The organism is Gallintestinimicrobium propionicum, assembly GCF_025567525.1.
GTDB classification, from domain to species: Bacteria; Bacillota; Clostridia; order Lachnospirales; family Lachnospiraceae; genus Gallintestinimicrobium; species Gallintestinimicrobium propionicum.
In genome coordinates, this window is the sequence record NZ_JAOQJY010000032.1 from 12,008 (window position 1) to 32,797 (window position 20,790).

The 20,790-nt window shown below is 49.2% G+C and carries 25 protein-coding genes and 2 pseudogenes; 6 read left to right on the forward strand and 21 right to left on the reverse strand.

Features of this window, described 5'->3' with window-relative positions:
* Positions 1-53: 53 nt before the first annotated feature.
* From OCV62_RS16885 to OCV62_RS16930, 10 genes and pseudogenes are all read right to left on the reverse strand, one after another.
* Positions 54-1,673 (reverse strand): relaxase/mobilization nuclease domain-containing protein, encoded by a 1,620-nt coding sequence (locus OCV62_RS16885; protein ID WP_044945864.1) that lies wholly within the window; start codon positions 1,671-1,673, stop codon positions 54-56.
* The gene (locus tag OCV62_RS16890; protein WP_040647222.1) at positions 1,645-2,043 is read right to left on the reverse strand and encodes a plasmid mobilization protein; all 399 of its coding nucleotides are present in this window, start codon (positions 2,041-2,043) and stop codon (positions 1,645-1,647) included. The genes OCV62_RS16885 and OCV62_RS16890 overlap by 29 nt, the downstream gene beginning before the upstream one ends.
* A 135-nt stretch (positions 2,044-2,178) precedes the next feature.
* Complete coding sequence (locus OCV62_RS16895; protein ID WP_262588124.1) at positions 2,179-2,439, reverse strand: hypothetical protein; 261 nt, start codon at positions 2,437-2,439, stop codon at positions 2,179-2,181.
* Positions 2,440-2,507: 68 nt separating this feature from the next.
* Complete coding sequence (locus OCV62_RS16900) at positions 2,508-2,918, reverse strand: hypothetical protein (protein WP_015527903.1); 411 nt, start codon at positions 2,916-2,918, stop codon at positions 2,508-2,510.
* Between the two features lie 57 nt (positions 2,919-2,975).
* Positions 2,976-3,173, reverse strand: coding sequence for a helix-turn-helix domain-containing protein (locus tag OCV62_RS16905; protein WP_005921293.1), 198 nt, complete (start codon positions 3,171-3,173; stop codon positions 2,976-2,978).
* Positions 3,151-3,609 carry an RNA polymerase sigma factor gene (locus tag OCV62_RS16910; RefSeq protein ID WP_023921375.1) on the reverse strand — a complete coding sequence of 153 codons (459 nt, stop codon included), beginning with the start codon at positions 3,607-3,609 and terminating at the stop codon, positions 3,151-3,153. Before OCV62_RS16910 ends, OCV62_RS16905 begins: the two co-directional genes overlap by 23 nt.
* Positions 3,610-3,767: 158 nt before the next feature.
* Complete coding sequence (locus tag OCV62_RS16915; RefSeq protein ID WP_015527904.1) at positions 3,768-4,472, reverse strand: zf-HC2 domain-containing protein; 705 nt, start codon at positions 4,470-4,472, stop codon at positions 3,768-3,770.
* Positions 4,465-4,950 carry an RNA polymerase sigma factor gene (locus OCV62_RS16920; RefSeq protein ID WP_008818014.1) on the reverse strand — a complete coding sequence of 162 codons (486 nt, stop codon included), beginning with the start codon at positions 4,948-4,950 and terminating at the stop codon, positions 4,465-4,467. The genes OCV62_RS16915 and OCV62_RS16920 overlap by 8 nt, the downstream gene beginning before the upstream one ends.
* A 272-nt stretch (positions 4,951-5,222) precedes the next feature.
* The gene (locus OCV62_RS16925) at positions 5,223-5,363 is read right to left on the reverse strand and encodes a Maff2 family mobile element protein (protein WP_002594237.1); all 141 of its coding nucleotides are present in this window, start codon (positions 5,361-5,363) and stop codon (positions 5,223-5,225) included.
* Positions 5,364-5,497: 134 nt separating this feature from the next.
* A pseudogene (locus tag OCV62_RS16930) lies at positions 5,498-5,752 on the reverse strand (VirD4-like conjugal transfer protein, CD1115 family); the annotation flags it as partial.
* 143 nt (positions 5,753-5,895) lie between these two features.
* Here OCV62_RS16930 and OCV62_RS16935 point away from each other — a divergent pair.
* The 5 genes from OCV62_RS16935 (at position 5,896) to OCV62_RS16955 (ending at position 10,933) form a co-directional block, all read left to right on the forward strand.
* The gene (locus OCV62_RS16935) at positions 5,896-6,084 is read left to right on the forward strand and encodes a helix-turn-helix domain-containing protein (RefSeq protein ID WP_262588126.1); all 189 of its coding nucleotides are present in this window, start codon (positions 5,896-5,898) and stop codon (positions 6,082-6,084) included.
* On the forward strand, positions 6,077-6,763 hold the full coding sequence (locus OCV62_RS16940) for a response regulator transcription factor (RefSeq protein WP_262588128.1): 687 nt from the start codon (positions 6,077-6,079) through the stop codon (positions 6,761-6,763). The genes OCV62_RS16935 and OCV62_RS16940 overlap by 8 nt, the downstream gene beginning before the upstream one ends.
* An 8-nt stretch (positions 6,764-6,771) precedes the next feature.
* Complete coding sequence (locus OCV62_RS16945) at positions 6,772-7,809, forward strand: sensor histidine kinase (protein ID WP_262588130.1); 1,038 nt, start codon at positions 6,772-6,774, stop codon at positions 7,807-7,809.
* 110 nt (positions 7,810-7,919) lie between these two features.
* The gene (locus tag OCV62_RS16950) at positions 7,920-8,603 is read left to right on the forward strand and encodes an ABC transporter ATP-binding protein (RefSeq protein ID WP_013976936.1); all 684 of its coding nucleotides are present in this window, start codon (positions 7,920-7,922) and stop codon (positions 8,601-8,603) included.
* Entirely contained in the window at positions 8,600-10,933 is a 2,334-nt protein-coding gene (locus tag OCV62_RS16955; RefSeq protein ID WP_262588133.1) for an ABC transporter permease, read from the forward strand. The genes OCV62_RS16950 and OCV62_RS16955 overlap by 4 nt, the downstream gene beginning before the upstream one ends.
* Positions 10,934-11,029: 96 nt before the next feature.
* Here the strand turns inward: OCV62_RS16955 and OCV62_RS16960 are convergent, their stop codons facing one another.
* The 8 genes from OCV62_RS16960 to OCV62_RS16995 all read right to left on the reverse strand — a co-directional run bounded on the left by OCV62_RS16960 (position 11,030) and on the right by OCV62_RS16995 (position 17,495).
* Positions 11,030-12,682, reverse strand: coding sequence for a recombinase family protein (locus OCV62_RS16960; protein ID WP_262588135.1), 1,653 nt, complete (start codon positions 12,680-12,682; stop codon positions 11,030-11,032).
* Between the two features lie 71 nt (positions 12,683-12,753).
* Positions 12,754-12,921 (reverse strand): hypothetical protein, encoded by a 168-nt coding sequence (locus tag OCV62_RS16965; protein ID WP_262588137.1) that lies wholly within the window; start codon positions 12,919-12,921, stop codon positions 12,754-12,756.
* Positions 12,922-13,176: 255 nt separating this feature from the next.
* Positions 13,177-14,535, reverse strand: coding sequence for a virulence-associated E family protein (locus OCV62_RS16970; protein WP_262588139.1), 1,359 nt, complete (start codon positions 14,533-14,535; stop codon positions 13,177-13,179).
* The gene (locus OCV62_RS16975; protein ID WP_330667450.1) at positions 14,462-15,154 is read right to left on the reverse strand and encodes a CHC2 zinc finger domain-containing protein; all 693 of its coding nucleotides are present in this window, start codon (positions 15,152-15,154) and stop codon (positions 14,462-14,464) included. The genes OCV62_RS16970 and OCV62_RS16975 overlap by 74 nt, the downstream gene beginning before the upstream one ends.
* Before the next feature lie 42 nt (positions 15,155-15,196).
* Positions 15,197-16,441: a serine/arginine repetitive matrix protein 2 gene (locus OCV62_RS16980; RefSeq protein WP_262588141.1), complete on the reverse strand. Its 1,245-nt coding sequence runs from the start codon at positions 16,439-16,441 to the stop codon at positions 15,197-15,199.
* A gap of 133 nt (positions 16,442-16,574) precedes the next feature.
* A complete protein-coding gene (locus OCV62_RS16985) occupies positions 16,575-16,808 on the reverse strand; it encodes a hypothetical protein (protein WP_041727632.1) in 234 nt (77 codons plus the stop codon).
* Between the two features lie 104 nt (positions 16,809-16,912).
* Positions 16,913-17,218 carry a hypothetical protein gene (locus OCV62_RS16990; RefSeq protein ID WP_013976929.1) on the reverse strand — a complete coding sequence of 102 codons (306 nt, stop codon included), beginning with the start codon at positions 17,216-17,218 and terminating at the stop codon, positions 16,913-16,915.
* Positions 17,202-17,495 carry a hypothetical protein gene (locus OCV62_RS16995; RefSeq protein ID WP_013976928.1) on the reverse strand — a complete coding sequence of 98 codons (294 nt, stop codon included), beginning with the start codon at positions 17,493-17,495 and terminating at the stop codon, positions 17,202-17,204. Before OCV62_RS16995 ends, OCV62_RS16990 begins: the two co-directional genes overlap by 17 nt.
* A 387-nt stretch (positions 17,496-17,882) precedes the next feature.
* On the opposite strand from OCV62_RS16995, the gene OCV62_RS17000 reads away from it, so the two are divergent.
* Positions 17,883-18,734, forward strand: coding sequence for a helix-turn-helix domain-containing protein (locus OCV62_RS17000; protein WP_013976927.1), 852 nt, complete (start codon positions 17,883-17,885; stop codon positions 18,732-18,734).
* Positions 18,735-18,886: 152 nt separating this feature from the next.
* Here the strand turns inward: OCV62_RS17000 and OCV62_RS17005 are convergent.
* The 3 genes and pseudogenes from OCV62_RS17005 to OCV62_RS17015 all read right to left on the reverse strand — a co-directional run.
* Positions 18,887-19,468: pseudogene (locus OCV62_RS17005) on the reverse strand (VirD4-like conjugal transfer protein, CD1115 family); the annotation flags it as partial.
* A gap of 41 nt (positions 19,469-19,509) precedes the next feature.
* Positions 19,510-19,668 carry a transposon-encoded TnpW family protein gene (locus tag OCV62_RS17010; protein ID WP_262588147.1) on the reverse strand — a complete coding sequence of 53 codons (159 nt, stop codon included), beginning with the start codon at positions 19,666-19,668 and terminating at the stop codon, positions 19,510-19,512.
* Positions 19,669-19,810: 142 nt separating this feature from the next.
* Positions 19,811-20,790 (reverse strand): AAA family ATPase (locus tag OCV62_RS17015; RefSeq protein WP_262588149.1); only part of this gene is annotated, 980 nt, incomplete at its 5' end.

Here is a 20,790-nt window from a genome sequence, read left to right on the forward strand (position 1 = left end):
TGCGGATAGGGTGCAGGGCATATCCCCGTTTTGGTATCGTTTCGGGGCGGTTTTTAACGCTCATGTTCGTGCTTTTTCTCTCTGTCTTTCTCGCCTTGCAGGATTTGAGAAAGATTGCTTTTCACGGTATGCAGCTCCTTGACACGGGCTCTTTTCTCCCGGTATTCGTTGTAATGGGCGTTCTTTTCGGCGGTAAGCCGCTCGATTTCCGCTTGCAGGGCTTTATGGCTTGGCAGCTTGGAAACGCCATGCGCCCGAAAATAACGGGTGGCTGCGTCCGCTATGATAAAATCGCTTTCGTGCCGTTCCCGGTAGGCGCTGCGGGCTTTTTCCGTTTTCTGCGCTTTCAGACCGTCACGGGCAGGCTTGGTCTTGGCATAGGCAAGCACCTGTGTCTGAAGCTCCTTTTTCTCCCGGATAGCAGCGTCCAGGGCTTTCAGCTTGGCGGTGCTGTCCTGTAAATCCGCATTGGCGGATACAAGGGCTGCGTCCAGCTCCTCCGGCGAATAGCCGTACTGCCCGTAGGCGGCAACGGTAGCCGCCATTTGTTTCAGATTGTGGACTGCCGCCCAGCAATCATAGCCCGCGCCCTTTCCCTCCGCTCGCTTCGCTGCCCGGTCAACCATGCGCTGAATACCGTCCTTTTCCGGGGTGGTTTGGACAGCTTTTTTGCCCTGCAAACGCTCCCTTATGTTGCGGGGGTATTCGGGTACGGTTGCGGTCTGCTCGGCGGCTCTGTGGGCGTTCTGTTCCAAAAGGGCAAGAACGGCAGCGCGGTCAAAATCATCTCCCAGCTTGCGGGCGGTAATGGGCTTTGTCCTGTCCGGCGTGAGGTAGGATAGCCGCCCTCGGCTCTCCTTGACAGTCACGCCCTGTTGCAAGAGAACGGCGGCGAACTCGCCATAGCTTGCGGCAGAGGACAGCGCGGTGCGTATGGTCTGCCGCAATTTTTCCTTGTCTGTTTCAAACTTCGTGGGCTTGGCTGGCTGCTCCTCGGCTGGCAAGGCAGCAGCTTCCTTGTCCAGCTTTGCCTGCCCTTTCCGCTGCGCCCAATACTCACGCTCGGTAATGCGGTTTTTGCTGCCATGCAAAAGGTCGATTTGATAGAGATTTTCCCGGTGGCACAGCTCCATGACTTCGGCTTTGAAGTATTCCATCGCCGCGTCTGTGCAGCGGTGTTTGCACCCGGTGCGGGTGTCTGCCGGTCTGTCCATGTAAGGCAGGAACGGAACTTCCTCTATCCGCAGAGAATTGATAACGATATGCACATGGATATTGCCGCTGTGGTTGTGTCCGTCCGGGTGGGTGCAGACAATGGCTTGGTGTCCGGGAAACTGCTTCCGGCAAAATTCCTCGCCCAACGCCTGCGCCCGGTCTACGGTCAAACCGTTGTCCACCGCGTCCCGTGGGTCAAAGCTGATAATGTAGTGGTGGCTTTTTACATCTTCCCGCTTCTGGTTCTTCCCATAGCGGAGATTGGAGCGCATACAGGCAACGGCAAAATCCTCGTCGCCGCAGTTCAGCGTGGCTATTCGATAGTCCTCCCTGAGCATGAGCCGCCCGTTTTCATCAAGGGTGGGCTTCATGGTAAACTCGTCATGTTCAAAGGTGAGGTACTGCTCGGCTGCGCCATAATCCGCATTTTTAGAGCTGATATGTTTGAATGTTGCCAACAGCGTCACCTACCTTTCGCAGGACTTCAAACTTCAAGGCAGCAAGGTCAGAAATGGCGGCGCGGACTTCAACGGACAGGGCGTTGTATGGTGTGCCGTACTCGTTGAGGGCGCGGGCAATCTGATTGAGGTTGCCACCGATTTTTCCGTATTCGGCGGTCAGCCTGCCAACGGCGGACAACAGTTCATCATTGACCGGGGAAACGGTAACGATGGGGCGAATGGTCGCCCGTGTAATGGCTTGCCGGATAAATTCGGCTTGGCTCATGTCATAGTGTTTCAGCCGCTCGGTAAAGTCGGCGTATTCTTCCTCGGTCATGCGGGTTTTGACCACATGGCAGCGGTGGGGTGTGTTGTATTTTTTCTTCAAGCGTTGACCTCCTTTCTCGCCCGACAGGGCGCATGAGCAGGGTTTGGGGAAGGCACTCCCCAACAAGATTTACCAAAGGGGCAAAACCGCAGATATGCGGATTTTGGCACCGTGGTAGAATCTTGCTCTAAAAAACTACCGCTTTCCTCGCTCTAAAAAACTACCGCTTTCCTCGGCGGCTCTGGTTTGCGGATATACTGGCTTGCTCCACCAATATAGCGATTGCGGCGGCGTGTTCTGCCCGCTGTTCACCACTACAACGGTGAAAAGGGGGCGTTTTGGCAAACGCAGCGAAAATTTTTTTATTTTCCCTGTCTGCTCCCTACAACAATCCGGCGGTGTGGTTTGCCAAAGATTTTTGAAAATGGGCGCAAAAAAAGCAGTAAACCTTTTCAAGATTTACTGCTTATCTGCCGCTGTGATGGGCGGCGGTATTAAATTGTCAGCCGTTTTTCAAATGGAATTTATCTGCAATCGCTTTCTTTCCGCTTTCCAATTCCTTTTCTGTAATCTTCCATAATCCTAACGCAATGATCTGCTATCTTTTGCATTCCGAGTTCTTCAAAAAAGGCAATTTGTATTTTCATCAGTTCTTCACAAACAGTCAACTTCTGCTCATCCATATTGCTAATAGCAAGCCATGGGAACGCTTTATATTTCTTAGTGTCCCCAATGAGAAAATTGTACCCTATCAACTCATTTTCACGGAAAACGAAATAGAATTGTGGGCCTGAACCTGGAACTGACTTTTCCATAATTTGCTGCATTGTTCTCACGCCGCCGTATGCCGGAAAAAAACCTATTCGCTCAAGAGCATTTAATATGTCAATCCTTTTATCTGTGGGTATGTCTCTATAATTGATAATCTGTTCCATTTGCTCTACCCTCATTGAAGTTTAATTTGTCAGGCTCTAATTATACAACTTTTCTGTTTAGCGGTCAAAGCGGAACTTCAACAGGCTTTCTATCAGTTGCCTGACGATATGCTCCTGCATATCCGTGTTAATCTGTCCGTCCATTTTCGCACAAGAGCGGACATATCCCGCATAATGGGATAGGACGGCGGCAACAGCTTCCGGGTCGCCCTCGCTTGCCTTAACGATTGTCTCATAGGGAAGTAGCTGGCTCATAGGACAAACCCTCCAACTCTGCCCGTAGCCGCCGTAAAATCATCTGAATACGCCGCCCGGTTGTGTTGCCAGCCCGTCCATATCTCCGTCCAATCTCCCTATGCGTCAATCGTTGGAAGTAGTACAAGAAAATGATTTCCTGTTCCATCTGTGATAGTGCGGACAGGGCTGCGGCAAGCTCTGGACTTTCCAAAAGCACCATCTGACCACAGACGAAAAGCGGATAGCTGGTCATGCCGGATTGCTCCGCAAAGTATTTATCTGTGGTACTGAATGGATAGTGTTTTTCTTCTATCAGATATTCAAGCGAGATTTCCCGCTTGCGGCGGCTCCGTATGCTCCGGGCTGCGTCTATGGCAGCGTGGCGAATAACAGTCTTGCAAAAGGCATCGTGTGTATGCCGGATATGTTCTTGATACTTTTCGTGTTCGGTCATGGAAAATCCCCCTTTCTGAATAATGGCAGAGGGCGGCAGCATCTTGTGCTGTCGCCCTCTTGATTACCGAACAGCAAAGACGGGCGGGGCTGTCAACGGCGGCGCATTTGCGCCGTTCATCTTGACCGTTGACAGGCTCGGCTGGGTTTGCTATCTGCTCACGGCAATTCACTCTCATTGATAGGAATTGCCTCAAGTTCCGTATTCAAATTGTTCCAATAAGAGCCGATATCCGCACTTGTGAAATACTTAAAACCGCCTGCTGCTGACTTCAATTCGCCGTTTTTAACCCCATAGCAGGCGTAAATCAAATCGTAGCTTGTTCCATCTGAGAGGTTAAATCTAAAGCTGGTCACATCTGCTCCGGCAGTTTCCTCAGTCGTTTTGTCTTTTAGGGATAAGCCCTTGAACTTATCATACAGGGTCTTTATATCATTTTCAGCAACAACTACTTTCTTTTCTGCTGATGCAGGCACTCCGTCATAGTGGTACATTTCAACGTTTTCGACATCTTCAACCTCAAATGGGAAGTCGATTTTGACAGGCTCATAAGCAATGTTTATAGGTAACAGAAAGAGAGCTGTAAAAATTGCAATGATACAAAGAGCGATGGAAACGAGAACAGCAATCGTTATCTTTTTTCTGCCTCTCTGCTTTTCTTTTGCCTCATGGCGCATAATAACGCTTTCGCTTTCTTCGTGAAGAACATCTTCGCTCGTGTGAGAAAGCAATTTCTGATAAATTGCGTTACAGTCAGCACAGGCGTTCAAATGCTCTTTTACCATCTCTGCGCTTGCTTCGCTGCAAGCATCGTCAACATACAGCGGAAGAATATCTCGAACAATATCGCATTGTTTACTCATGCTTTTCATCCATCCTTTCTTGAATTTTTAGCTTTGCACGATGATAAGTAACTCTCGCCCATGATTCTGTTTTTCCAAAAATTGCAGCGATTTGTGAAAAAGATAGTTCCCCGAATACGCGAAGCTGAAAGACTTCTTTGTATGGTTCTTCCAAACGGTGAAGAACGAGGTGTATGCGGAACGCCATGTCAGAATCTGCAACTGAGTTCTCAACATTTTCATTTGATGGCAAGTCATTGATTTCACTCACATCAGCTACTCGCTGACGGCTTCGCATTTCATCATGGTAAAGATTTTTTGCTATGGAGCAGAGCCATGTCAATTCATCTGACTTACCTTTGAATTGTGATGTTGTAGAAACAGCCTTATAGAATGTGTTCTGCGTGATTTCCTCTGCTATCTCACGATTTTTGGCAAGAGAAATAGTATACGAGTATACCTGTAAATAGTAGGCTTTATAGAGTTTTTCATAGTCCATACTTGTCATCACCTCCTTCAGCTTCATAGGTTAGACGGAGAAATCGGAATTTCGTTACAAAGAAGTTTGAAATTTTTATACCTTTACGCTACTCTTGCTTTGTGCGGACTATTGGTAGACGCGCATTAACGGCAAGTAAAGAGATTGCTGTGTCAGCTTGATATGTTCAAATGCTAATTAAGTATAGCATACAGCTATGAATTTTTCTATTGCGTTCCCCTGACTTCGGAATAGTGGCAGGGCTGGCTATCCTTGTTTTGCTTTGTGCTTCTCTACCGTACATGAGCATTTGCACCGGGATTATCGTTTCCATATCCTTCGAGAAGATTGATAACTCCCCACACACCTACACCTGCGCCGATAGCGGTTACTACTGTTTTAAGTCCTGTTACTGATGTTGTAAAAAAGCCCATTTGTTTGTCTCCTTTTTCTTGAAAAATGAAATAAAAAAGGGAGCTGTTCTGATTTGTGATTTTTCAGAAAAACTCCCATAACAATAGTTCCAATATTTAGTTGTAAGGTCACTTCTGGACATTGTGACCAGAAGTTACTCAGCAATTTCTCCGACATCGCATACCTCATCCACCATATCATTCTGCTTAAAACGCAGTTTATTCCGGTTCTTGACGTATTTTTCAATGTCAAATTCATTCTTTTTGTCATAATCGGATAACAGCGGGTACTGCTTATGCTTCGTTATATCAAATTTATCTGAGAAAAATGGTCTCACACCTCTAAGCTGCATGATACATTTGCTGCCATCCATGACTGCAATCTCGTCCTGACTCATCAGCTCTTTGCCACAATGTCAAGTGGTAAATTCAAAAAAGGACAAGCACTATCAAAGAAAGCAGTCTTTCATAGTGCTTGTCCTTTTCTTATTCATGTTTTCTGCCTTGCATTGTTCGAAACGCAGAACTATAATATACTCGATGGAGGTGCGAAATGGATTATATGACATTGAAAGAGGCCGCTGAGAAGTGGGGCGTGACACCTCGTAGAGTAAATTATTATTGCGCTGGAGGGCGTATCCCCGGCGCTGTAAAAATGGCTGGTGTTTGGCTAATCCCTAAAACTGCGGAGAAGCCGATTGATGGGCGGACAAAACAAGGAAAGGAGCAAAAGCGTGAGTAATATATTACTTCTTGAAGATGATTTGAGCCTGATTAACGGGCTTTCTTTTGCGTTCAAAAAACAAGGATTTGAATTAGTTGTTGCCAGAACCCTCAAAGAAGCAGATAGTTTGTGGGTGGATGGAAAATATGATTTGCTGGTGCTTGATGTATCCCTGCCGGATGGCACCGGATTTGAATTTTGCAAAAAGGTGCGGCAAGTTTCCAAAGTCCCCATCATTTTTTTGACGGCGGCAGATGAAGAAATGGACATTATCATGGGTTTGGACATTGGTGGAGATGATTATATTACAAAACCGTTTAAGCTGGGAGTGTTAGTATCCAGAGTAAATGCACTGCTTCGTCGGGCAAAAGATTTCAGCTCCGCAGATACACAACTGGAATCCAACGGAATGAAAGTGCTTTTGCTGCAAGGGCAGGCGTTTAAGAATGGAAAGCTATTAGATTTGACTGCCGCAGAATATAAGTTGCTGTGTCTGTTTATGAGAAACCCGAACATGGTACTTACCAAAGAACAAATTTTAGATAAGCTATGGGACTGCGATGGGAATTATATTGACAGCAGTACCCTTACCGTATATATGAGGCGGCTGCGTATAAAGATCGAGGATAATCCGAGTGAACCGCAAATGCTCCTGACAGTTCGGGGAATGGGATACAAATGGAATGTGATTGGGTGAGGTGTCCTATGAAAATATTTGCAAACAAAGAAATCAAAAAATTGTTTCTTGCAGTATCCGTTATTTGGGTAGCCTCCCTTCTGTTGACACAAGGGTTCTTATGGTTGTGCTATCAGCGGTTTTCTTTGTTCCTATTGCTTGTTTTCGTATTGGCAGGAGGAGCGATATTGGCGGTGGGTTGTTCTTATTTCAAAAAGCAAAATCAAGTCATGGAACAGGCGGTATCACAGCTTCAAGCGTATCTTGACGGCGATCACAATGCCCGTATTGAATGTGATGAGGAAGGCGAGCTATATCGGTTGTTTCATACTGTTAATTCTATGGCCGCTGTCTTAAATGCTCACGCAGATAACGAACTCCGGGAAAAGGAATTTTTGAAAAATACAATCTCTGATATTTCCCACCAACTGAAAACACCGCTGGCTGCTTTGAATATTTATAATGGTTTGCTTCAAGACGGGGATATGGAATTGAGTGCGGTAAAAGAATTTACTGATTTATCCGAACAGGAACTTGATCGCATTGAAATATTGGTGCAAAACTTGCTCAAGATTACAAAACTGGATGCCGGGGCCATTGTGTTGGAAAAGACCACAGAGAATGTGGCGGATATGCTGCGGGATGTTGAGCTGCATTTCGCATACCGGGCCAAACAGGAGCATAAAGAACTTGTCCTGTCCGGCCCGGAGGAGGTCCTTCTTTTCTGCGACCGCGACTGGCTGACCGAGGCCATTGACAACATCGTGAAAAACGCCCTCGACCATACGGAGAGCGGCGACGCGGTTCATATTACATGGAAAGCTCTGCCCAATGCCGTTCAGATCGCCGTAAAGGACAACGGCTGCGGCATCCATCCGGAGGACCTGCACCATATTTTCAAGCGGTTCTACCGCAGCCGCTTTTCCCAGGACAAGCAGGGCATCGGGCTGGGCCTGCCGCTGGCAAAGACCATCGTGGAAGCCCATAGCGGCACGATTGAGGTGGACAGTGAACTTGGAAAAGGCACGACCTTCACCATGAATTTTTTAATTCCTACAAAATTGTAGGCTGAGTGTAGGGTTACAGTAATATTTCGGTGCTATCCTTTCCTCATAGGCAGGAAAAACAAAAGCAGCCCGCCTATTTCGCAAAACATGAAGAAAGAGGTATATGCACAATGAATTTATTAGAGGTCAAAAACATTTGTAAGACCTATGGCAGCGGAGAAACCGCAGTCAAGGCTTTGAAGGATGTCAGTTTTTCCGTTCCCAAGGGGGAATATGTGGCCGTCGTGGGGGAATCCGGTTCCGGCAAAAGTACGCTGCTGAACATGATCGGCGCGCTGGACACGCCCACGACCGGCAAGGTGCTGATCGACGGTAAGGACATTTTTGCCATGGACGAGCGCAAGCTGACGGTATTCCGCCGCAGGAACATTGGCTTTATCTTTCAGGCGTTTAACCTTGTGCCGGAGTTAACGGTGGAGCAGAACATCATCTTCCCGGTGCTGCTGGACTACCAGAAGCCGGATAAGAAATATCTGGAAGAACTTCTTGCGGTACTGAACCTGAAAGAGCGCCGGAACCATCTGCCCAGCCAGCTCTCCGGCGGACAGCAGCAGCGTGTGGCGATTGGCCGTGCGCTCATTACCCGGCCAGCCCTGATCCTGGCTGACGAGCCGACCGGCAATCTGGACACCCAGAACAGCAGCGAGGTCATTGCCCTGCTGAAAGAAGCATCCAAAAAGTATGAGCAGACGATTATTATGATTACCCACAACCGTAGTATCGCGCAAACGGCTGACCGGGTATTGCAGGTATCGGACGGTAACCTCACCGATTTTGGGAGGTGCCGGGAATGAAAAGCTATTTAAGCCTTGTGCCGATCTCTGCAAAGGTGCGGAAACGGCAGAATCGGATGACCATTCTGTGTGTCATTATTTCGATATTTCTGGTGACAGCAATTTTTAGCGTGGCGGATATGATGATTCGAACCCAAAGCGACCGAATGACCGGCAAAAACGGAAGTTGGCACATAGAGTTGGACGGCATTTCTCAAGAAACAGCCCTGAAAATTGCGGAGCGGGATGATGTGGTTTCGATTGGTGCAGTTACGATATTTAACCCGGACGGAGAACTGCCCTACCGCATGGACGGAAAAAGGGTTGTACTTTATGGTATTGATGAATCCTATCTGACAATGAATTCAACTGGTGCCGCCGAAGGACGCTTTCCGCAGGGAATGGGCGAAATCATGCTCAGCAGCAATGCAGCGCGTGTCCTTCAAGTTGCAGTTGGGGACACTGTTACACTACGTACGCCGTCCGGAGACTGGGATTTTACAGTGTCCGGTTTGGGCGGTGTGGAGGAAAGCTACTATTCCGGGCAATATTCTTTGATGGATGCCTACCTGCCGCGCACAGCATTTGCAGCGCTGATGGAGCAGAACAACGTCCATAATCTTCAAACGTCATATTATGTCCAGTTTACCAGCGCGTCTAAGGCAGCTAAAGCAATCCCGGAACTGACGGCACAGCATAACCTGCCGGAAAATGCTGTCTCAGAAAACACCGGTGTGATGGCTATCGCCGGACAAAGCGATAGCAGCGCCGCAAAAAATGTTTACAGCCTTGCCGCAGTTCTGTTTGTGCTGGTTCTTCTGGCAGGTGTACTGATGATCTCCGGCAGCATGAACAGCAATCTGGCACAACGAATCCAGTTCTTCGGAATGATGCGCTGTATCGGCATGAGCAAATCTCAAATTATCCGATTTGTCCGTTTAGAAGCGCTTAACTGGTGCAAAACGGCTGTGCCCGTAGGCGTTCTGCTTGGCACACTTGCCAGCTGGAGCATTTGCGCGGCGCTGCATTATGGCATCGGTGGCGAGTTTTCCACAACACCGGTTTTTCAAATCAGTCCTGTAGGTTTAGTCAGTGGCATCGTGGTCGGTATCGTGACCGTCCTGCTGGCGGCAGAGTCACCGGCGCGGCGGGCGGCACGGGTCTCACCTGTGGCGGCGGTCTCCGGCACGGGAGAGAATCTTTCCGCTTCGCGTCATGCTTCAAACTATAGCTTTGGAAAAATCGAGTTGTCGTTGGGAGCCCATCACGCCATTGCCGGTAAAAAGAACCTGTTTTTAATGACATCTTCTTTTGCACTCAGTATTGTTTTGGTGCTCTGCTCTTCTGTACTGCTTAAATTTGCCGGCTTGCTTTTGCCCGGTCAAGCTCCGTGGCAGCCGGATATTCTCTTGAACGGGTACGGAAACGAACAGGTATTGTCCCGCAGTATGGCAGAACAGCTGCGTGCGATTCCGGGTGTTGGGTATGTCTGGGGCGCAACCGGCCTTACCAACACTCCTGCCAGCAGTCCGCAGAAAGATGTAGAGCATGTGGTGCTGGGTTCCTACGATGATTTTATGATGGAAAAAAGCAGGGATCTCGTTGTAGCAGGCAGGATGGCCGATCAGGCAGCCAGCAGCAACGAAGTCATGACGATCTATAATAAAAACAACCCGTTGAAGGTTGGAGATACCGTTTATATAAGCGGAAGAGACCTTACCATTGTGGGGGCTTTTTCGGAGGGAATGTTCCCGGATGATGTTACAGTCATCTGCCCACAGGCGCTATTTGACCGTCTGGTCAGAGCGCAGAACTATAATATGATCGGCGTTTTGCTGAACGATTCAGCAACAGAGCAGACTGTAATGCAAATTGCCCACCTTGCAACAGACGAGATCATTGTATCGGATGTGCGAGAGCGTAATTCGCAGGAAGCTGCTACCTATCTGGCTTCCAGAATTGTCGTATATGGTTTTCTGGCGATTATTGGACTGATTTCTCTTTTTAATATTGTCAACAGCATTTCGATGAGCGTTTCTGCCCGTACAAAGCAGTATGGCGTCATGCGTGCAATTGGAATGGATGGCAGTCAGCTTACTCGGATGGTTGCTGCGGAAGCCTTTACCTATGCTGTTTCCGGGCTGATTGTCGGCTGTATTGCCGGTCTGCTGCTGAGCCGTATGCTGTACGCTCGACTCATTACACGCTATTTTGGCATGACATGGCATCTGCCAGGAATGACGCTCTGCCTTATCATTCTATTCGTATTTGCTGCCGCAGCTCTTGCGGTTCATGCCCCAGCGAAGCGGATTCGAAACATGGCAATTACTGAAACAATCAATGAATTATAATTGCAATCCACTTTGGAAAATTTAATGTAACATCTGCCGGACGACGGCAAAGAAAAAATCCCCATCCCTCATTGATTGAGAGATGGGGATCACTGATTATTCTGTAATCTCCGGGATTTCTCCGACAAAGTTATAAATGATCCTGACTTCCTGCACTTTCTGTCCGTCAATCTTCTTGACTTCACCCACCAGAATCTTGCTGATGAGCCGGTTCAGCACCGCCTCGTCCAGTTCTTCAATGGCGGCGTAGCGCCGGATTTCCCGGATAAAGGTGCGGACTTCGCTTTCCTGTTCGTCAGAGTGTCGCATCATCAACATCAGGTCTTGCAGGCGCTTCTGGTTGGCTTCCTGCTCCTGTTCCAGCGCCGCCGTCAGCTTCATAAAACGCTGCTCGGTCAGTATCCCTTTAGCCTTATCGGTGTAAAGGCTCAGGAACATCCCGTCAATCTCCTGATTTCTGGCTTCCAGCCGCTGGCGTTCTTTCTGCGTCTGGGAAGCGTCTATCAGATACCGGCGCTCCATCCGGCTGCTCAGTCGCTGATAAAATGCGTCGGCATCTTTGAGAGCCTGTGCCGCCAGTTCCTGAATGTCCTTCAGAACAAGGTCATACAAATCCCTTGCCTCGATCTTATGGCTGGTGCAGGCGTTCTTGCCCAGCCGGTTGTAGGTCTGGCAGATATAATACGCCTTGTCAATCGGCTCCCGCATCTCGCCGGTAAAACGGTTTTTTCCGGTTCTGCCCACCTTTTCATACCGCACCTGCATGGACTTTCCGCAGGTAGCACAGTAAATGATACCGTGGAACAGGTTATAGAAGGGACAGGAGTTGCCTTTCATAATGGTAGGTCTGCGGTCAATGATTTCCTGCACCTGCTCCCATTCTTCCGGGGAGATGATTGCTTCATGGCAATCCTCGATAATTTCCCAGTCCTCACGAGGGATAATGTCATAGGTGTTGGAACGAATCCCTTTCTGATGTGTCCGGCAGACCAGATGTGCGCCCTTATAAAAGGGATTCCGCAGGATATGGCTGATTCTTGCACTTCCCCATGAATAGTAATTTACATCACATTCTGTGTTGCTTTTTACTCTGGTGATCGGGACTTTATCATCCATGAGCTGCTTTGCAATCCGCATACATCCCCAGCCATCCAGCGCCATATCATAGATTTTTCGGATTACCGGTGCTGTCTCAGGGTCACGGATCAAATGTCCCTTATCCTCCGGGTCACGCATCAAACCGAGGGGCGGCTGCCCACCACAAAACTTTCCCTGCCGGGAACGGGTCATACGCCCTGCCAGCACCTTTTTGGAAATATCCCGGCTGTACATATCGTTCAGGATATTCTTAAACGGCGTAATGTCCATTTCCTGACGGGTCAGGCTGTCCACTCCGTCTGTAATGGCAATATAGCGTACATTGTGTTTTGGGAAAAAGATTTCGATATAGCTGCCAGCTTCGATATAATTCCTGCCCAGTCTGGACAGGTCTTTGGTGATAACGCAGCCGATCTTTCCCGCCTCAATATCGGCAATCATACGCTGAAAAGAAGGGCGGTTGAAATTGCGGCCTGTATAACCGTCATCCACATAATACTCATACTGGAACATTCCGTTTTTTTCGGCAAAGTCCCGGAGCATAAGTTTCTGGTTGCTGATGCTCATGCTCTCATTATCGCCGCCATCCTCCAGAGAGATACGGCAATAAAGGGCTGTGATTTTCTGATTAACTTGTTTTTTCCTGCTCATAGTGTTCTCCTTCTATGAACAGGGACACGATACCATTATAATATCATGTCCCTGTCCATGATTCAACTGCTTTACGCCGCTTTCTGTGCCATTTCCCGATGCTCCAACCATTCCTCGAAGTGTTCGCAGGTCTGACGCTCGATCAGCTGCTCAAAGGCTTCTCGCATGGTTTTGTCCCCAAAAAACTCACGAACCACTACAAACTGGACTTTTTTATTCTGCTTCTTGTTTTTCTCCATAGGCTACCTCCATAGAATAGGGGATCAGACGGTGGCTGCGGCAACGAAGTCCGGCAACGGACATCAAAAAACCTGTAAACTATCGTCTGACCCTGATTTCTTACTTTTCAAATTTTCTTATAAAATCTCGTTGCTTTCGTTGCCGAAAACATAGATAGATCATAAAAAGCCTTTACTTGCGGGCTTTTTCTATATCAAAACCATAAATTTATCAGCAACGAACCCGGCAACCATCCCGGCAACAGACCGTCCTTGTCAGGCGATCCACTCCTGCGGAAGTTCCAGCTGACGGCATTCTTCTTCACTCAGTTCTACAAATCCACCTTCGTTGCTGGGTAGTTCGTTGCCGGAAGTGTCCCGTTCCCAGCCCTTTTGTCTGCCATATCCGGCAAACATCCGGGGATTGGAAAAAGGCTTCCAACCGGTCACGACCGTGTTCATGATCTCATTGATATTGTGGAGCTGCCACCGCTTCGGCTCATCAAAGGTATGTCCTAGCGCCTCCTTGAACAGCTGTTTTGAGCAGACCATGTTTCCGGTGTAGTGTTCCAGAAATCCCTGTATCTGTCCGGCTTCGGTGTCCTCCGGCATGAAGTCTTTCTGCACCTCCACCAGTTGACGCTGGATGGACTTGCTGAATTTCATGGAATATTTGCCGCTGTGGTAAATGCTCATAGCTTCTGCCCATACCTGCAACAGATACGCTCTGGAAGCGTCCTCGTCCTCCAAAATGTGAACCTCTGCATTCTCCGGGTAAATCATGATTGGGAGAAAGCGCCGGTTCCCGGCTCGATCCAGCGGCAGAAAGTCCAGCGTATTCGAGGAACCACCGAACACACACTGCCGAAGCCGGTCTTTGGGCTGGGATTCATAAGGCGTTCGGTAGGTTTCCTTCTGTCGGCTGATAAAGGAGCGAATTTCTTCAATGCTCTTTGCGCTGCTGGTGGCAAGCATTTCCGACATCTCGATGATCCAGTGGCCTTGCAGCTTCTGGAACACCCGGTCATCGTCCAGCTTTTTCAGGTCATCGGAAAACCACTCGTCCCGGATTGCCAGCAGGCGGAAGAAAGTGGACTTCCCGGCACCTTGGCCGCCTACCAGACAGAGCATTTCCTCATATTTGGAACCGGGACGGAATACCCGGCGGATAGCGCCCAGCAGGAAGTGTTTCAGCATTTCTTCCACATAGTCGCTTTCATCAGCGCCAAGAAAGTGGTGCAGGCAGGAACGGATGCGGGGTGTCCCGTCCCAGACAAGGCTGTTCAGCACATCCTGAATCGGGTGATAGCAATTTTCGTTTGCTACAATGGAAAGTGCAGCTGTGATCTTTTTCTCACTGGTCAGCTCGTAGTTCTGCTCAAAATAGAGGAGAAGATATTTCACATCGGTATCTGTTAAGGCGCTGGTGTTCCTGCGCCAGCCCAAATCCCGTACAATGTCCACCCGGTCGGTCAGGAGATTTAACCGGATAGCATCCCGCAGGAGCGGATCACAGCAGAACACGATCCGGCAGTTGTCGATGGTATTGGCGGTTTTTCCCTTATCGGTGACAGAAAGGCTCTCCCGCACATCTTGGGCGCTCTGTTCCGGCGCTATGGCCTCGGCTGCGCTCATCACAGCCTGCCGGGTGGCTGGCGGTAAATTCTGATATTCGCTGCTCAATTTTCTTCACCTCTTTTCCATACTCAGCAACCACGGAAGCACGTTCTTCTATGCTGTCAGACAGGAGAATATCCAGCAGATATTCGATATATGGCTGCCTGTGCAGAGCCTCCACAAACAGGGGATGCCAGTCATCCTCCGGCTGTTTGGGAGCATATTCTTCTTTCCAGCGTTCCAGCAGACGCAGGTAATCGCACAGCACCCGAAAACATTTCTGCTCTGCCTGCCGGTATCGCACTTCCTCGCTGATTTTTCTTTTGATGATTGTCTTTCGTGGCGGACCATGACCTTTGCTGTCAAGACTGACAGAGAAATCCTCTGCCAGCTTCAAGGCAGCTTCCTTACTGCCCAGTCCAAAGAGGCGGGAAGTGAAATCAATCACATCTCCGTCCCCCTGACAGGCAAAGCAATGGAACCGCCTGTCCACCTTCATGCTGGGATGTCTGTCATCGTGAAAAGGACAACAGGCCATCCCGTTCCGTCCTACTGGAATCCCATAAAATTCCGCAGCCTGTCTTGTCGTGACAGACTGCTTTACTGTTTCAAATACATTCGATTTCCCCACCTCCAAACAAAACAAAAGGCACCCGGTTTCCTCAGAAAATCAGATGCCTTACAACTCCATATCCTGTTTTTTTGTCGGGGCGATCCGCCCCTCACGTTCCCATCGCTCCCGGTTCTTCCGGTCAGCGTCCAATTTGCCTTTCGCCAGCTTCTCTTTGATGGATTCTCTGGCTTTTTTCTTAATCTGCTCTTTGCCAGCCTGCTTGACCTCCGGCTTCAGCAGCACAGCCTGCACCTTTTTGAGAATCTTTTCTGCGGACTGCTGTAATTTTTCCCGTGCCCTTCCCAGTAGGGTATTTGCAATCTTCACCACTTCCGGCGAATTTTTTGCATTGGGGGATACCACGCTCTTTCGGTATTTCTCGATCACTTCCAAATCCTCAAGCTGGGTCTGTTCCCGTACCTTGTCTGTCACGACCTCCACTGCCTTGTCATAGGCCACATCGGAAACATCCTCCAACAGCGTCTCCACATCCTCGATTTTGAGCGTCAGTTCTTCCAGCTTTTGCTCCTGCGCCGCCATCTGTTCTTTCTGCTTCATCAGGATATAATCCTGCTTTTCCAGATAGTCACGCCCACCATAGGACGGCTCCTGTTCCAGATGAAGTCCATGCCGTTTGGCAATGTCAAACAGGATTGTCCGGCAGACTGCATCGAAAGTCTGTTTCCGGTTATTGTGCTTTCCTTTGGGCTGCTCCGGTTTTGGGAGAGGGATACCCAGTTCCTCCAGCGCCTTTTCCTGCTGGGGACACAATTCTCCATACCGATTTTCACAGTCGAACACATGGCGCTCGTGAATATGCGGTGTTCCCTCATCCAGATAGAGCGCCCAGTCTAAAATGTGGATATGAGAACCGAAACGGCGCTCAAATTCTTCATAAAATTCACTGACGATGAGCGCCAGCGTTTCCGGTGAGACGGATTCCTCTATCGTGCCGATCTGGTAGATGCTTTCTTCCGGACAGGTCTTGTTATTTTTCAAGAGGTCATCCACAGTACGGTTGCGCTCAATATGCCGGGTTTTCTCATTCCGGGCGTTCTGGGCATTTACATGGTCGGCATAATGCTCGTAGTAATACATCCGCTCAATTTCCTCAAAGCTGAAATCCGGCTGCTCCGGGTTATCCCGAAAGTCGTGGGTGGTAAATCCCCGGTAGCAGTCCCAGTACACATTTTGTCTGGCACGCTCAGCGTCAATGTGTTCGCTGTTTTCTACATCGAACCGGCGGTCATTGTGACGGGGATTGTAAGTGCCATGCTTCCCGGAGCGCCCATTGTGCCTTGTTAATTTCAAACATTTTTCCTCCTTCCTGCAAAGCTGTTCCGGGCTGGGGAGGGCGGCGAAGCCGCCAAACCTGCGGAATTTTGCGTCAGGTAATACCCAGTACAAGTTGACGCAGGCATCAACTTTCCCTGGGCAAGGCGTTTCACCCTTGACCCGATGGGACTGCCGCCCTCAACCCGCCAAGGCACTTCGTCCTTGACCCGATAATGGCTGCCGCCCTTAACCTGCCAATGGGCGTTGCCCCTTGACCCCAGCAGTGCGCTGCCGCCCCTGCACCCAGCCACAAAGGGATTGCATCCCTCTGTACTCCTGCACCGGAAAAACCGGCATCCACCGCTGATACGGTGTCCGCCAGCTTTTCCGGCTCCGTATCCATACATCTGCACCAATCGCAGGAAGTGGATACGGAATACGCCTGCGGGGATTACCGTTCAAAATACTGGGTGCAGACCCGGTATTTTTTGGTAAATCGCCCTCATTTCAAGCAATTTTTTCTTCTGTCTGTATGACTTGAAAGCCATGTTCCTTTGCGTACTCCCTTGCAGCCGCCAGCCGTTCTTCACTGTACGGCGGCACCAGCCGGATAGAAAGGCGGGATTTGTCCAGCACATAGGTCGCGCTGCCTTCCGGTGTGCTGCGCTCCAACCTACACAATAGCGGATACTTCCTACTGAAATCTTCCAGCCTGCGTTTTAAGCTGGCGTTGAAGGTGTAAATACTGGCAATGTTCTCGCCCTCGTTCCAGTTGATGATGGTTTCTTTTTCATATTTAGACAGCTTCCTCATACAGTTCCTCCTCATAATCGGTGTTTGCTTTCAGCACACGCAGGCGGTGCTTGATCCGGTAATACTCATCCATCTCCATGCGTAGGCAGTGATAGAAGCTGTCGTACCAGCTTTCGTCTGTCTCTGCCTCAATTTTCCTGGTCAGATGAAGCATCTGCCCTTTAGCCTCCGGGTCAACGGTCAGCGCTGTCAGCCATTTCAGCCTTGTCACTGTGTTGTGATGGCTGGGGCAGGCGTAAGCGTAAAGAATTTTCTTTTCCTTCATATTCAGTTTCATAATGATCTACCTCCATTCATTTGCTGCGGTGCGGTATGCCCCGCATGGTTTACTTTTCTATCTGCCGGTCTGTCTGCAAGCCGCTCCTGCCCGGATTTTCTCCCGGCGTATTGTCCTCTTTGGTGCGCTCCCGTCGTCACAAAATCCATGATTTTGCGGGAACCCTTTTATCGCGTCACTTCCCCGGAGGTCATACCCCTTGCAGCCGGTCATTCGATTTTCAAGGTTCTGTGTCTCCTGACAAGAACCAGTTTACCGAAAAAAGGGGGCTGCTCCCGTATGTCCAAGACGTTGGAATAGCGCACAAAAACCGCATATTTCCACGCTCTCGGAAACGTGCTATAATGAAAAAAATATTGAAAAATGTTGACGAGAGGGGGTGCTTTGATGTACACAAAACTGTCAATCCCGGAACGGCTCAAAGACCTGCGGGTGGTGGATAAGCACCTGACACTGGAACAGCTGGCAGAACAAACCGGCCTGTCCAAGTCGGCGCTGGGGAAATATGAGGGCGATGACTACAAGGACATCAGCCCATTTGCGATTGCAACGCTGGCAGAGTTTTACGGCGTGTCCACCGACTATCTGATGGGGCTGTCGGAAAATAAGACCATCCCTAATTCTGATCTCCAGTCGCTCCATTTGAGCGATGAAATGATTGAGCTATTAAGAAGCGGCAGGATCAACAACCGTCTGCTCTGCGAGCTTGCCACCCATGAAGGTTTTCCCCGGCTCATGACGGACATTACCGTTATCGTTGACCGTATCGCCGGTATGCGTGTCAGCCAGATGAATCTGGAACTGGAAGCTGCCCGGCAGAGCGTCATGGAAAGCTATGCGCCGGGAGACGATGACCTTTATATGCGAACCCTTGAAGTCGCACAGATAGACGGAGAGGATTATTTCAATCACATCGTCCATAAAGACATTGACAAGATCGTAAAAGACATCCAAACAGCACACACAAACGACGCTACCACCGCTGATGAACGGCAGGAAACCGTAGCCGAAGTCCGGCAAAAGTTTGAAAAGCTTGTGCAGACGGGAACCAGCGGAGAGGAAGCCTTTATTCAGGTTTTCTGCGACCAGATGGAAATTCCTTATGAGAAACTGACTTCTGCGGAATTTACTGCCTTTTTGGGAATCCTCAGAAAATCCAAAAAAGCAAAACGAACTAAAAGTATGCGGGGAAAGGGCAGCCCAATTCCTCCCAACCGGAATGGCAGACAGAAGCGTTAATAAAAGAACCACCCGCTGGGTAATCCAGTGAGTGGCTCAAAAAAGATATGCTGTTATTTCTGACAGACATCCTACCTTTTTCAGAATCCAGCTGATCGTGTCCCTGTTCATGTAAAATTCAAGGCAACTGAACTCTTCATCAACAAGTATGGCATATCTTTTCCGGTCTTTTGATAATTCAGACCGTAGGACTGGCTCGTACCTCTCGTATCCGAGGTATTATAAAGGTCAATCGTTTCTTTTCCAAGGATTTCTGCCAGATCTTTCAGAGTATCTTTCTCTTTTCCTCCTAAAAACAGGGTTGTGTCGCAGTTTCCTTCGATTGTGGAAGCGTTATCCCGGTACAGAGCCTTAAGCTGTGACTTTGACTGCAAAATAATAGAAGCTGATATTTCCCTGCTACGAATGGTAGCAATCAGCTTCTCAAACTGTGGAATCTGCCCGATGTTTGCAAATTCGTCCAGTAAGCACTGGACATGAATCGGCAGTCTCCCATTATATACATCATCTGCCTTGTCACAGAGCAGATTGAATAACTGCGAATACATGATACTTACGATAAAATTGAATGTTGCATCGGTATCCGAGATAATGACAAACAATGCTGTCTTTTTCTCTCCCAAAGTATCAAGCTCCAGTTCATCATAAGAAGTCAGGTCACGCAGTTCCTTAATATCAAATGGTGCCAACCTCGCACCACAGCTAATCAGAATTGATTTTGCTGTCTTTCCAGAGACGAAAAGTCAAGGACTTTTTCATCAAATTCAAAAAGAAGTCACATTTTGCGGACTTCCTCACGGAGCAGACGCTTGATTTTGTCCTCCATCGTCTCTTTTGCGGTCTCGCTGAAATGGACACGGACGATATAGGTTGTCTTGCCGATCTGCTTTCTGACAGTCGGGCAAGTGGCGGTGTTGATTGCGGTATTGTTCATTCAAAATCCTCCTGTAAATGAAAAATGCCCGGTGACTGTTCATCATCGGGCGGTGTCGGTATGAGGGAACAAGGCAAGGCGGCAACATTAAGGTATCTATAAAAACCTTGCCGTCTTTGCCATGCTTGCCGTGTTCCTGTTGTCAGTCTCGGAGATAGCAGACCCATGCTGTGCCGTCTTTCTCGGTCACAAGTCTGTCCCCGATACGGCTCTTTGCCGTTCTCATGGTGCGTGAGGAAATCCCACGCTCATTGACTGCCTTTTCCAGTTCTGCGCTCGGCATACGCTTTCCGTCCGCAAGCAGTTCCAGAATGAGCATTTGCGCCTGTGCGGTCTTGCTCTCGGTCTTGGCGGTGTCCGTCCCGGCAAGAAGCTCGTCAGCGGTAATGTCATAAGCCCCTATCCACTCAAAGCCTTTCTCGTCTCCCAGAGAAAATGCAAGGGACTGTCCGGGCGGTGCAAGGGAGCTTTTCTCATGGATAAGCACCCTCGTTGTGGGGCTGTCCTTCAGCTTGCCGATAAAAAGCAGACTGCGGACTGCCGCCGTAATGTCGATAGACCCCAATCCCCGGTAGGTGCTTTGCGTTCCTGCGGCTTTGTTCAGGTGTCCGATCAGCACGATAGCGCACCCGGTAGCCTGTGCAATGTCTCCCAGACTGCGGAATATCGGGCGCACCTCGTTTGCTCTGTTCATGTCCACATCTGCGCCCAGAAACGCCTGTACCGGGTCAATGATAACAAGCCTTGCGTTGTTTTCCCTGATTGCCCTTGCTATGCGCTCATCGGCAAGGGTCAGCGGTGTGTCCCTATCGTCAATGACAAGCACTCTTTCAAGGTCTGCTTCCGCTTCCATCAGTCGGGGCTTGACGGTATCGCCCAGACCGTCCTCTGCGGTCTGGTAGATGATGTTGAAAGGCTCAAGGGTCTCCATACCGGGTAAAGGCTTTCGGTTGGTGCAAGCCGCCGCAAGACGCATGGCAAAGTAGGTCTTGCCCTCGCCGGGGTTGCCCTGTATAATCGTCAGCTTTCCAAAGGGGATATAGGGAAACCATAGCCAATCCACGCTCGTCAGCTCCACATCTGCCATGCGGAGCATGGGAACAGGCTGGGCGGTGGGCAGCT

Coding starts and splice junctions, on each gene's coding strand:
- OCV62_RS16915 (WP_015527904.1), bottom strand. CDS start 4,472: ATGAGTAAACAATGCGATATTGTTCGAGATATTCTTCCGCTGTATGTT.
- OCV62_RS16955 (WP_262588133.1), top strand. CDS start 8,600: ATGAAAAGCTATTTAAGCCTTGTGCCGATCTCTGCAAAGGTGCGGAAA.
- OCV62_RS16960 (WP_262588135.1), bottom strand. CDS start 12,682: ATGAGCAGGAAAAAACAAGTTAATCAGAAAATCACAGCCCTTTATTGC.
- OCV62_RS16950 (WP_013976936.1), top strand. CDS start 7,920: ATGAATTTATTAGAGGTCAAAAACATTTGTAAGACCTATGGCAGCGGA.
- OCV62_RS16970 (WP_262588139.1), bottom strand. CDS start 14,535: ATGAGCGCAGCCGAGGCCATAGCGCCGGAACAGAGCGCCCAAGATGTG.
- OCV62_RS17000 (WP_013976927.1), top strand. CDS start 17,883: ATGTACACAAAACTGTCAATCCCGGAACGGCTCAAAGACCTGCGGGTG.
- OCV62_RS17010 (WP_262588147.1), bottom strand. CDS start 19,668: ATGAACAATACCGCAATCAACACCGCCACTTGCCCGACTGTCAGAAAG.
- OCV62_RS16995 (WP_013976928.1), bottom strand. CDS start 17,495: ATGAAACTGAATATGAAGGAAAAGAAAATTCTTTACGCTTACGCCTGC.
- OCV62_RS16935 (WP_262588126.1), top strand. CDS start 5,896: ATGGATTATATGACATTGAAAGAGGCCGCTGAGAAGTGGGGCGTGACA.
- OCV62_RS16945 (WP_262588130.1), top strand. CDS start 6,772: ATGAAAATATTTGCAAACAAAGAAATCAAAAAATTGTTTCTTGCAGTA.
- OCV62_RS16910 (WP_023921375.1), bottom strand. CDS start 3,609: ATGACCGAACACGAAAAGTATCAAGAACATATCCGGCATACACACGAT.
- OCV62_RS16925 (WP_002594237.1), bottom strand. CDS start 5,363: ATGGGCTTTTTTACAACATCAGTAACAGGACTTAAAACAGTAGTAACC.
- OCV62_RS16985 (WP_041727632.1), bottom strand. CDS start 16,808: ATGGATACGGAGCCGGAAAAGCTGGCGGACACCGTATCAGCGGTGGAT.
- OCV62_RS16900 (WP_015527903.1), bottom strand. CDS start 2,918: ATGGAACAGATTATCAATTATAGAGACATACCCACAGATAAAAGGATT.
- OCV62_RS16965 (WP_262588137.1), bottom strand. CDS start 12,921: ATGGAGAAAAACAAGAAGCAGAATAAAAAAGTCCAGTTTGTAGTGGTT.
- OCV62_RS16905 (WP_005921293.1), bottom strand. CDS start 3,173: ATGAGCCAGCTACTTCCCTATGAGACAATCGTTAAGGCAAGCGAGGGC.
- OCV62_RS16920 (WP_008818014.1), bottom strand. CDS start 4,950: ATGGACTATGAAAAACTCTATAAAGCCTACTATTTACAGGTATACTCG.
- OCV62_RS16990 (WP_013976929.1), bottom strand. CDS start 17,218: ATGAGGAAGCTGTCTAAATATGAAAAAGAAACCATCATCAACTGGAAC.